At 58.4% G+C, this 10,100-nt stretch carries 10 protein-coding genes and 2 pseudogenes; 5 read left to right on the top strand and 7 right to left on the bottom strand.

All coding sequences use genetic code 11. The features are described from left to right. Positions 1-422 (top strand): annotated as a pseudogene (locus tag A3CW_RS53165) (UPF0182 family protein); the annotation flags it as partial. 216 nt (positions 423-638) lie between these two features. Here the strand turns inward: A3CW_RS53165 and A3CW_RS54520 are convergent. After that, positions 639-870, bottom strand: a pseudogene (locus tag A3CW_RS54520) (amino acid-binding protein); the annotation flags it as partial. Positions 871-893: 23 nt separating this feature from the next. Here A3CW_RS54520 and A3CW_RS52005 point away from each other — a divergent pair. Continuing rightward, positions 894-1,289: a hypothetical protein gene (locus tag A3CW_RS52005; protein ID WP_081772105.1), complete on the top strand. Its 396-nt coding sequence runs from the start codon at positions 894-896 to the stop codon at positions 1,287-1,289. Between the two features lie 411 nt (positions 1,290-1,700). On the opposite strand, the gene A3CW_RS0143675 is transcribed toward A3CW_RS52005, so the two are convergent. From A3CW_RS0143675 to A3CW_RS0143660, 4 genes are all read right to left on the bottom strand, one after another. Continuing rightward, entirely contained in the window at positions 1,701-2,009 is a 309-nt protein-coding gene (locus tag A3CW_RS0143675) for a hypothetical protein (RefSeq protein WP_028209107.1), read from the bottom strand. 1,315 nt (positions 2,010-3,324) lie between these two features. Next, complete coding sequence (locus tag A3CW_RS0143665) at positions 3,325-3,759, bottom strand: SET domain-containing protein (RefSeq protein WP_028209105.1); 435 nt, start codon at positions 3,757-3,759, stop codon at positions 3,325-3,327. A gap of 74 nt (positions 3,760-3,833) precedes the next feature. Next, the gene (locus tag A3CW_RS52940; protein ID WP_154678229.1) at positions 3,834-4,349 is read right to left on the bottom strand and encodes a CFI-box-CTERM domain-containing protein; all 516 of its coding nucleotides are present in this window, start codon (positions 4,347-4,349) and stop codon (positions 3,834-3,836) included. Positions 4,350-4,673: 324 nt separating this feature from the next. Beyond that, the gene (locus A3CW_RS0143660) at positions 4,674-5,285 is read right to left on the bottom strand and encodes a 3'-5' exonuclease (RefSeq protein ID WP_028209104.1); all 612 of its coding nucleotides are present in this window, start codon (positions 5,283-5,285) and stop codon (positions 4,674-4,676) included. A gap of 947 nt (positions 5,286-6,232) precedes the next feature. On the opposite strand from A3CW_RS0143660, the gene A3CW_RS0143655 reads away from it, so the two are divergent. Further along, entirely contained in the window at positions 6,233-6,532 is a 300-nt protein-coding gene (locus A3CW_RS0143655) for an H-NS histone family protein (protein ID WP_028209103.1), read from the top strand. 280 nt (positions 6,533-6,812) lie between these two features. Here A3CW_RS0143655 and A3CW_RS0143650 read toward each other — a convergent pair whose 3' ends face one another. After that, on the bottom strand, positions 6,813-7,874 hold the full coding sequence (locus A3CW_RS0143650) for an NADPH:quinone oxidoreductase family protein (RefSeq protein ID WP_245623899.1): 1,062 nt from the start codon (positions 7,872-7,874) through the stop codon (positions 6,813-6,815). Here A3CW_RS0143650 and A3CW_RS52935 point away from each other — a divergent pair. Then, on the top strand, positions 7,868-8,248 hold the full coding sequence (locus tag A3CW_RS52935) for a hypothetical protein (protein WP_154678228.1): 381 nt from the start codon (positions 7,868-7,870) through the stop codon (positions 8,246-8,248). The two genes, A3CW_RS0143650 and A3CW_RS52935, sit on opposite strands and share 7 nt — an antisense overlap. Positions 8,249-8,252: 4 nt before the next feature. On the opposite strand, the gene A3CW_RS0143645 is transcribed toward A3CW_RS52935, so the two are convergent. Further along, positions 8,253-8,597: a carboxymuconolactone decarboxylase family protein gene (locus A3CW_RS0143645; protein WP_028209101.1), complete on the bottom strand. Its 345-nt coding sequence runs from the start codon at positions 8,595-8,597 to the stop codon at positions 8,253-8,255. A gap of 904 nt (positions 8,598-9,501) precedes the next feature. Here A3CW_RS0143645 and A3CW_RS0143640 point away from each other — a divergent pair. Further along, positions 9,502-10,100: LpxL/LpxP family acyltransferase (locus A3CW_RS0143640; protein ID WP_028207598.1), on the top strand; the 599-nt coding region annotated here is incomplete at its 3' end.

The raw sequence follows: 10,100 nt of genomic DNA, 5'->3' as shown, positions 1-10,100 counted from the left end.
AGCAGAATACCGAGATCTCGCAGCAGATCTCGCTGTGGAACCAGATGGGCTCACGCGTCATTCGCGGCCATCTTGTGGTCGTGCCGATCGAGAACTCGATCCTCTACGTTTCTCCGCTCTATTTGCGCGCGGCGGCCGGTCAGTTACCGGAGTTGAAGCGGGTGATTGCCGCTTATGGTGACCGTGTGGTGATGGAGAACAGCCTGGGTGAGGCCCTGGCGGCGCTTTTCAATGAGCCCGCACAAGGGGCACTGCCATCCCGAGGCACAGTGGACACCCGCGCAAGAGAAGCACTTGCCCACTATAACCGCGCCATCGAGCGACTGAAGGCGGGAGACTGGAGCGGCTTCGGCGCGGAACTGGATGCCCTTCGGCCGTTGCTCGAGGCGCTCGGTGCCGGCCATTCCGATGATCAGAAATGAAGAGGGGGAGATTTTAAGGAGCGTCTAACCCGTCGTTTCGCGCACAAGAGACTCGCGCCTGCTGGATAGCGCGCAAGGAGAGAAGGCGGCACCACCAGGCCTCGCTGGTGGCTTCAGCACGCTCGACTTTGTCTCGGTAGCGGGATTCGCCGCCATGCCCGGCCCGTTGTTTGCCATTCAAATGGCCGCGCAGCTTTGCCGTCCGGCACAGACGCTTCAGGCGTTTTGCAGAATGGCAATCGCCTTTTCGGCATCGTCCAACGAGTCGACCGCGAGATAAGCAATGAACTGCGTGCGCAGTACAGCGGCCGAGACGCCGCGGAAGTTGATACCCCTTCGCCAACATCTGGGTCAATTGCACGATGATGCCCAGTTGGTCCAGGCTCATTACACGGATGGAGTGAAGGCTCGGGGTGACGCTGAACCCCACCTGTGTGGCTGTACAAATCATCAGGAAGCACTCTCCCGCATATGGCGTCAATTGCCGTTATCTCGATCACTGCGCCGGAACGCTCACGAGCCGATATCGGTGCCTTCAATCACGTGCTTCGTCTAAGCTTCGCCGACGTGGATTTCCTGAACCCGGACCTGTCGGAGAGGGCACGAAGCAAGCTTGTTCACGCTTTCACCGAAGAACAAAGTAAAGCCATTCGCGCGTTCGTCGAAGCACTACCTGATGAGGTAACGTCAGTGGTTGTCCACTGTGAAGGGGGATACTCGCGTTCATGCGCTGTCGCTGTCGCATTGCATCGGCTCTACGGCTACCGCGTGGAATTGGGTCACCTCTCAAGCGCCAATCCTTCAATCGTGTGGGTGATGACGGGCAAAACCCGCGATCACCTCGTGCGCAAGACATTCCGACGCTGACCGGGTTGCGCGGATCCTGCATACGGCGGCGATGCGTGGTCGCATCCTGCGGTTCCATGACAATCTCCTTCCAGTCGAGCGGAGATCCAGTGTGCATGTCCGCCAGTGGTCGCTGATCGACCCCAGAACTGTCCTTAGACCCAATGCGAAGGCTACGTCAGGTCGCGAACTGGAGCAGACATTCGAGCGATGTCTTGGCTGGCAAGTTGTCGGCCATAGCCGACGTTCAGGTGTCGCTCTTCGTAAGCAGCTTCAGGTCGATCTTGATCTTACCCACGTTCAGTGGACACCTTGAAAGGAGCATACTAGCTTCGCGAGGTGTCTCATGGAACGTGGGTAAGATCACCTCCCGACCGACAATGTCGCCTAGCCGCTCCACGATGCGCTGACGGCATGCGTCGATCCTTGCGGCTACTTTAACGCCCAATACCAGTTGCCAGCATATTGCCGGTCAACAGTTTCCTGCGATTCAAAAGTGAACATGAGCGCGTCGATGAGAGCATCAGAGCATCCGCGGACTCGAAACACTTCCTTAAACTCCGTCAAAAGTGTTGGGTTCCTTGTCAGCAAGTCACGCTCCGCATCTGTCTTTGTTCGAATCAAGAACCATGTCTGGGTTGGTTCAAGCGCCGTTACGATGCAATCATTCACATGTTGGCGAGAGAGTGCTCGCAGGTCCGCCTCGGCCTGTAGTGCTATCAGGCGAAAACTCACTTCCATAGCTCCTTCACCTCGCCGACTGCCGGCGGTTGTTGTCGAACCTTAGCCGATACGCAACAGCACTATAGGATACCGGAAGTAGATTGTCGGCAATTCAGGCATCTACGTCGGCCGTCAGTTCATGGCCGCACTGCGTCCCACGACCGGGCACGCCGCTCGCCCCCGGCCAGCATCTCATGCAACGGCATAACCGACTTAAAGCAGACACTCAATGCCGCCCAGTGGTCACGTCACAATTCGTCGCATGATAAGACTGGACGGACGTATCTCGATTTAATGAAGCATCGTCAGGAAACCAAGTTTCCCCACCTACTGGCTTGACGACATGCCAGACGAGCGTGGCCTTGACCGGAGTTATTGTCGCGATGCCAAGTGCGCCAGTCCACGCGCGAAACTGCACAGTCGCCACATTGCCGACGACAGTGCCGTAGATCGATGGAGCATCGCCAGTGAGGTCCCTTTCGTCAACCTTGTTTTGACCGTATGCCGTGGCGACATGAGTTCCGCAGATACGATTCCCCTTCTGGGTGAGATCGAATAATGCAAAAGAGTCGCCTTCTCCCTGCCGGCATCGTTCGGCATACGACCCCGTCGCTCCGTCGCAGGAATATTTGGACACCCAACTCCCGTCGAATGAGCCAGATGCCATCGCAGGGCGCACCACAGCGAATACGGCTAACAATGTTACGAGCCATGGAAGCGCAGATATTTGAATCAGGCGTCTTCTGTTCATTGTGGAGAACTGGAGATGGCGGATATCGCATCTATTGTCAGCGATCTGGACCTTGACGTCGACTGACCGCTCGTGGCCGTTCGGAAGCATGTTCTCGGTTGCCGCGTTTCAAAATACTTCGAACGAACACCAGTCGGGCACAAACCCGTCGAAGATAAAACAATCATCGATGTACGTGAGGCCGAGCCTTTTCAAAGACCTCAAACATTCGTCGGCCGCATCCCCACCGAAAAACGGGCCGAGCGATATCAGACTGTTAGATTCGTCAAAGTATGTCCGCAATTTGAATTCCGCCATGACCGTTGAGAGGTCGACTTCCTTGGCCGCAAGCGCAGCCCGTCGGACAACGATTCCGAAATCCCGCGATACCTTCATCTGTCGATGGCCAGGGCAAATGTGTAGCCGCGATTGTCGACGATCTGAGGGCGAAAGTCGAATGACTGGTTCTGGCCGTCACCGGCAATTCAGCGGCGCGTTGGGCGCGATTCGTAGTGTCTGATGTGCCGAGGCTTGCGCGCGGTGATGCACTGGCTCCCCCAGTCGCCACTAATCCGGTGATGGGGAAGCTTCAGCGGAGCCTACCTAGATAGGAGCAAGCATGGTCCCGCGGCACCGCCTGGCGCCGCAGCGACAGCTGTACTCGCTGGCTGATTCGCGTGCTTTCGCAGGGATCTCAAGCGCGTAGTCGATGAACAGTTCCTCGCCGGGCCGGATGTCCTTCAGCGCGTTGATGTAGACGCGGCCTGATTGCTCGATCGCCTCGCAGTTCGCCTTACAAGCATGGTTGAGCCACCATGCGCCGTTTCCGCCGCGGCCGCCATCTATGACGCGCCCGTCCGACAACCCGAAGAGGAAAGTATGCCCGGCGTCGGCGCGGCGCGCATAGGTGCGGGTCGCTTCCCGCCAGGTGGTGACGAGCCCCTTGTATTCAAAGATGCGCTCGCCGGCGCAAAGTGCCCGCAGGGCAAAGACGCCCTTTCCGTGGATGGGAGACTGCCGAACGGAGACGCGCTTCATGCCGTGAAAGTGTGAGGAAGGGAGGTCCGAAGTATAGCCGCAGAAACAGCCCCCAACATGTGGCAGCGGATCGTCTAAAGTCGGCGGGCGATATGAACGATTGCAGACACTACTATATGGAATATGTAACGCAGCGCCGTCGATCTGCGAATCGCAAGCACGATGCTCGGTGACGTTCGGTAGTAGGCGGCGACAAACAATTTTCCGATTGGCCGAGGTATGAGGAAGCGGTCTCGAAACTGTCGTAACGTGCGCACCTCGCTTGATTCACGTCCGTACAACTCGGTCGCGATAAAGCAGTTGCTGCCGCCGCTCGATTTGATGGGGCCGCCTTGGTAAGCGGCTTTGCCTTCCAGGATCCCGCGCGCCATTTCACGGCCAGGGTTCGTAAAGCTGGAAGCCGGGATCAGCCTGTCGCAACTAATGCAGTTGTAGTGGCTGTGGCCCAGGTTGCATTGAACACAAATCCATCCCTCGGCCCCGTTTGCCAACGGGCCGAAGCGAAACGCCGTGCCGCCGTCATTGTTGCAGGCGGGAAGCGGATTAATGGTTTGGCAGTTCGGACATATGGCGGTCAGTGGGGCAACCATGACAACCTCATCACATCGTCGGCACTGTTAACAAGTGTAGTCAACGAGAGGAGTCGGAGCGAGTCAAACTGGTTGCCGCTGGTGTTACCTGATCCTGTTCCACGAGTCTTCCCACGGGACCACGGTCCAGGACTTGGCACAAGTCACCAGGAGGGGGGGCGTAGCTCGTCGCACCGCTTCTGGGTCTGTTCGGCGGACGCGCAGCCCGTTCTGGAAAGCAAGCGCTGGCGTATGACCGCGCTACGCACGAGCAGGCATTCAAGTGACGAATGCCCGCCCCCCCATGGATAGAGGGGGCGGTCCAGGTTGTTCGGCGCTGTGGGCTCAGTCGCTAGGCAGCGAACCCAGCAATGTCGCAACCTTCGCCTTGCTGGTTTTCTGCAATCGAGCCATGAGGGCGTGATCGATTCGCTTCAGCCCGTAAGTTTGAGCGATGTCGTGCTGCAATCGGCACCACAGATGGCCGGCGACCTCAGCGTCAACCATCGCCCGGTGCGCACGACCCGATTTCGGTAACCGAAGCATCTCCGCCAAACTGGACAGACGGTGACTCAGGGCGCCTGGGTAGATCCGCCTGGCGACGAGCATCGTGCAAGCAAAGGAATGCTCCGCAGGCACGCCAAGAAGCCCCAGTTCTGCCTGCCAGAACCGCTTGTCGAAACCGGCGTTATGGGCAACCACGGGATGGTTTCCAACAAACGCTGCAGCTTCCCTCATGACTTTCGATACGGGCGGAGCCGACGCGATCATGTCGTTCGTGATGCCGGTGAGAGCAACGACATCGGACGGGATGCGCCGTCCTGCGTTCATCAGGCTCTGGTAACGATCAACAATCTGACCGTCACGCAGGACGATGACGGCAATCTCGGTAGCGCGGTCGCCCAGATTCGGCGAAAGCCCGGTTGTTTCGAAATCGAGTACCGCAATGGTCTGCATGTTTCTTTCGTTCACTAATCAGTTGATGCCGCACTAGGCACGCTTCCCCAAGCCTGACGAGCCGCCCAGGCAAGACGCCCATATCCCGATGCCCGGCTGCATGGAGAACACCCCTGTACAAAGCCAGATGGAGCGCTTCGTTCTTTCCTGCCGTCAAGCTGATGACGCCTTTGTTTGTTCGCCCCGGCTGCCGCTCAGGCCAGTTCGCCAACCAGCGACACACCCAGAGCCTGGATTTTCAGGGTATTCGTGGCGATGCGCCCGGATCCGGATGCGTTGAATGAAGGGCGTATTCTACGCTTCGTGAACCGCCATTTTTTGATATCTGCTCTGACGCCGTCGCGAGTTACCGGGGCGAACGTGGAGGGTTGACAGATGACAACGCCTGGACTGACGCGAAGCGCAGGAGCTGCGCTTTCGTCCCGCTGGCGTTGAAGATTGCGGGTTCACCGGCATCGGGCAAGCCGACCGGTACAGCGGAGGGCGGGCCGCGGGACCGCATCCGGCGATTTTTGAAATCGCGCAGTTTAATAGATAAAAAGATGCATTGTGATAAGAAGACTTATCTTAATAACTGTCTCCGACGCTCCTTTAGGGCCCTGAGGTCCGCCGCGCCCAGAACGGGCAGAGCGTGCGTGGATCGTGTTGGCGGAGCCGCGGGTCGGGCGCTGCGCATGTCGTTGCGCGCACTGCCCGAACCAGGGGCCGACGGCGTGCCTCCGCCGTACGCACGCGGCTCGCGGCCCACGTGCAGTGCCTCATGTCGCGTAGTACCTCTCCCGGCGCTGCCGTCTGCGCGCGGCAGCACCGATTGTTTTCGTGCGTAGTGGCTGGCCTGGTCGAAGACAATTCGCGGAATCTGCCGCGCAGGGAGGGGCCGGCTATCAGCCGCCCGAAATCGAAGCGAGCTAAGATCGGGAACACTTTGTGTGAACCGGAGATAAGTCGTGGCGACATTCAGGGAACTGAAGGCACAAATGGCCGCGCTCGAGGAGCAGGCGGCAGCGGCCCGGGCGGCAGAATACGAAGAGGTACTCGCTGACATCAGGGCCAAGGTTGCCGACTACGGGTTCACTGAGCGGGATATCTTCGGACTTCGACGGCGCGGGCGTACGACGTCGGCAGGGGGTGTCGTGCCTCCGAAATATCGCGATCCGAAGACGGGCGCAACCTGGTCGGGCAGGGGACGAGCGCCGAACTGGATCAAGGAGGTGAAAAACCGCGACCGGTACCTGATTCGTGATTGACGTCGGGCGAAAGTCGGTGTCGTTGCTACTTCGAACCCACGCGATCCGGCAGATGATAAGGCGATGCTCACGTAAGCAAACTGTTAAACGAAGCGGCGGTTTGTGAAGCGCCGACCTTGCAAACAACATCAGATCCGCCGGAAGGCTCGTCGGACAAGGCGTTGCGAGCGATTTCGCCTATCGCAGTGCTGCCAGGGGCCGCCACCTCGATGTCCCTGATCGATCCTGAACAGCCCTTCGGCATCGCCAATAACGGCCATTCAACAATTGCGAACCCGCTCTAGGGCAATACAACAACCTTCCCAGTTTTTGCGCGCGCCATTGCCGCCTCAATTGCTCGCGCTGCCTGCTCAAGCGGATAGGTTACCAATTGTGGTGCCTTGAGCTTTCCGCTTGCGACCAAGTCGAAAAGGGATGATCTGGCGCGTTGGGCAGCCTCTGGTTGGCTTGCAAGAAAATGTCGGATGTCAACGCCGACCAGGCTGGCGCTTTTCAACAGAGGAAGATTGGCCGGCAACGAGGGAATCCTACCTGCGGTAAAGCCAAGGACAAGATGCCTTCCGTCTTTCCCCAGGGATCTGAACGCCGGCTCAAATGTAGAGCCGCCAACCGGGTCGAAAACCACGTCTACTGTGCCGCTTGGCGCGACTCTTTTGAGAGCGTCTCGCCAGTTCTCTAATCCATAGTCAACGGAAGCATGCGCTCCCAGGTCGAGCGCGGCCTGGCGCTTTTCATTGGTCGATGCTGCCGCGATGACGTATGCGCCAGTCTGGAGCGCCAGTTGAACGGCGGCGGAAGCAACGGCACCGGCAGCGCCCAACACGAGGATCGTCTCACCAGCCCTTAGCTGTGCTCGGTGATTTAAGGCGTAGTGTGCGGTTTGATAGTCAACGAGCATTGCGGCAGCGGTTTCAAAAGGCAACGCATGCGGTATGGGATAAGCCTCATTGGCCGGCAACACGATGTACTCGCCGAGACCGCCTCCCAGTTGCCACGTGGCCACTCTCTGGCCGATAAAACTGCCTGCCACTTCCGGTCCAACAGCATCGATGACGCCCGCGATTTCGCCGCCAGGCACGTAAGGCAATGGCGGGCGAATCTGGTAGCGACCCCGTACCATCAAGCCGTCAACAAAGCCTAATGCTGCAGCACGTATATGTAGACGAACCTCTCCTGGACCCGGCACGGGCATGGGAACGTCCACTAACGAAAAAGCATCAGTCTGATACGCCGTACCCGCATACGCTCGCACGATCCTTCCTTTTTTCGCTATGGCCGCCGCACCGTCGACAAAGCGCGCTGACTTCGATACTACGTAACTGCCCGAGGCAAAAAATGTCAAAGCCTCAAGATCCTTGCCATCCGGCAGTCACGATTGTCGACCATTTGTCCGCTGCCGTCGAATGTCCCAAACTGGCCGAGGCCGTGTCAAAACTCGAAATTACCCGGTTTTCGGGTGTCGCTTTACCCTTCCCTGAGTGCCGCGAAGCCGATACAGAGCATTCTGGTGGGTCGACTTTCGCGCCCGATGTCGACGTCACTCGTTTTGACACAACCTCGGCCGAATTCTGCCTGACGGCGATCGGCAGCACACACCCAATTGAGCCGTTCAGGCAATGCGTACGGCTGTCCCTTCCCGAGTGTACAGGAGACGGTCATGACGCGCGCCTGTCGACGCGACCACTGCTCGGGTTGATGGCAGCAGCGCGCCTGTGACGCATCAGGACGACGAGGTCATCAGCGCATAGGCGTCCATGACTCTCGACGAATAAACGAGCGCCGCGCCGGCGTTGACGGCTATCGCTACGCCAAGCGCCTCCGCAATCTCCTCCTGCGTGGCACCATGCTTCACGGCAGCATCGGTGTGCACGGTAATGCAGCCGTCGCACTGACGCGTAACGGCAACGGCCAGAGCGATCAACTCCCTCGTCTTTGCATCGAGTTTCCCCGTCTTGCCGCCTGCGCCGCCAAGCAACTGATAACCTCGAAGCGTGTCCGGACTGAGCTTGCCGATGGACCCGATGCGGGTCATCAATTGCTGCTGATAGGCCTTCCAGTCGAGCATCATGATTGTCCTCCTCGATCAGTCAAAGGCAACGGCGCCCGCCGCCACCTCGCATTGCGGTGCATTGGGCCCACGCCGCGCATCCGGAAACCGTCACCGGCTGACCCGCGTTATCCAGGCATTCGGAAATGGCGTCATTGCAGCGAGTGCGACATCCCGTCACAAACCTTGCAGGACTGAAAGCGCGCTTGCCAGCAAACCTTTTCCTGGCGGCGGCAGCGAATCCTCTCGCTGCGTTCGTGCGGCGATTTTGAAGTATTGGTGATGGATGTACCGGCGGCAATCGGACCTTGGTCCAATGTTCGTTGTGCATCACCAGGTGGGCACTCACCCAATCGATGTCCAAGGCAGCTCGACAGGAACGCGTGGTGACGGCCGCATTGATCGATGCCAGCCGGCGCTCACTTGCATAACCGACAGTAAATGTCCCTTCAGCACCAACCTGAGGACGTTCGATTTCACACGTCGAGCGTCGCTTTGTGGCCGATGAGCGCCTGATGCGAACAGCATGCATCGCTCGAACCTCGCAAGGCATCGACCGGTTGAATCCGCAACCCTAAGCCGCCGTTCACTGGCTTGCAGCACGGAGGTCCCCTTTCGGCGTGGAAGTGTCATTCGCAACCACCACCAGCAGAAACCCCCTTTGAGTTGTGGAACAGCGTCGTCGATGCTAGCGGCGATTACTCACGACCAGAATCTTTGGGGTAGGTCGCACCAAAGCCGCCCGTTACATTCGGTAACTTCGCGAGTCGTCCACGTAACCCAATGATTATGCCTGGACTGTATGGTCCACGGTTGATATCTTGAGCGAAAACATTCGCCATGAAGCAGTGACGAGCCGAAAGGTCGCGTGCCTGGCGTTTGACTTCGCTTTCCAAACTTCACCACCCATAGGGCACAATCTTTGAAACGCCTCGGCTTTGCGCTCATCGTGGCGTTGCTACGCACGCTTTCCATACTTCCTTACAAATTTGTCGCAAGGCTCGGGATGGTTGTCGGCACTGCGTTGTATGCGCTTCCGAGCCGCCGCAAGCATATCGTCCAGGTGAACTTGCGTCTGTGCTTCCCCGAGAAGACTAGCCGCGAACGTCAGGCGCTCGCAAGAGCTCACTTCCGCCACGTTGTTCGCAGCTATCTCGAGCGAGGCATCCAGTGGTTTGGCAGTGCGCAGTCGATCCGGGATATCGTCCAGATCGAAAGCAAAATTGATCTCCATGACGATACAGCCCCGCCCACCATCTTTATGGGTTTTCACTTTGTGGGCATCGAGGTCGGCTGCATGCTCTACTCGACGCACCTCCCCGTCGCCTCACTGTACACACGTATGTCAAGCACAGCCCTATGCGACCTTGCCAGGCGGCAACGCGGCAGATTCGGCGCAGAGATGATCGAGCGCGCGACAAGTGCCAGAAAGATCGTGCAATTGTTACGTTCCGGCAAACCGGTCATGCTCGCGGCGGATATGGACCAAGGCGTTGAAAACTCTGCCTTTGTCCCTTTCTT

Source organism: Paraburkholderia nodosa DSM 21604 (assembly GCF_000519185.1).
Lineage (GTDB): Bacteria > Pseudomonadota > Gammaproteobacteria > Burkholderiales > Burkholderiaceae > Paraburkholderia > Paraburkholderia nodosa.
This window is presented reverse-complemented; position numbering and strand designations above follow the sequence as displayed.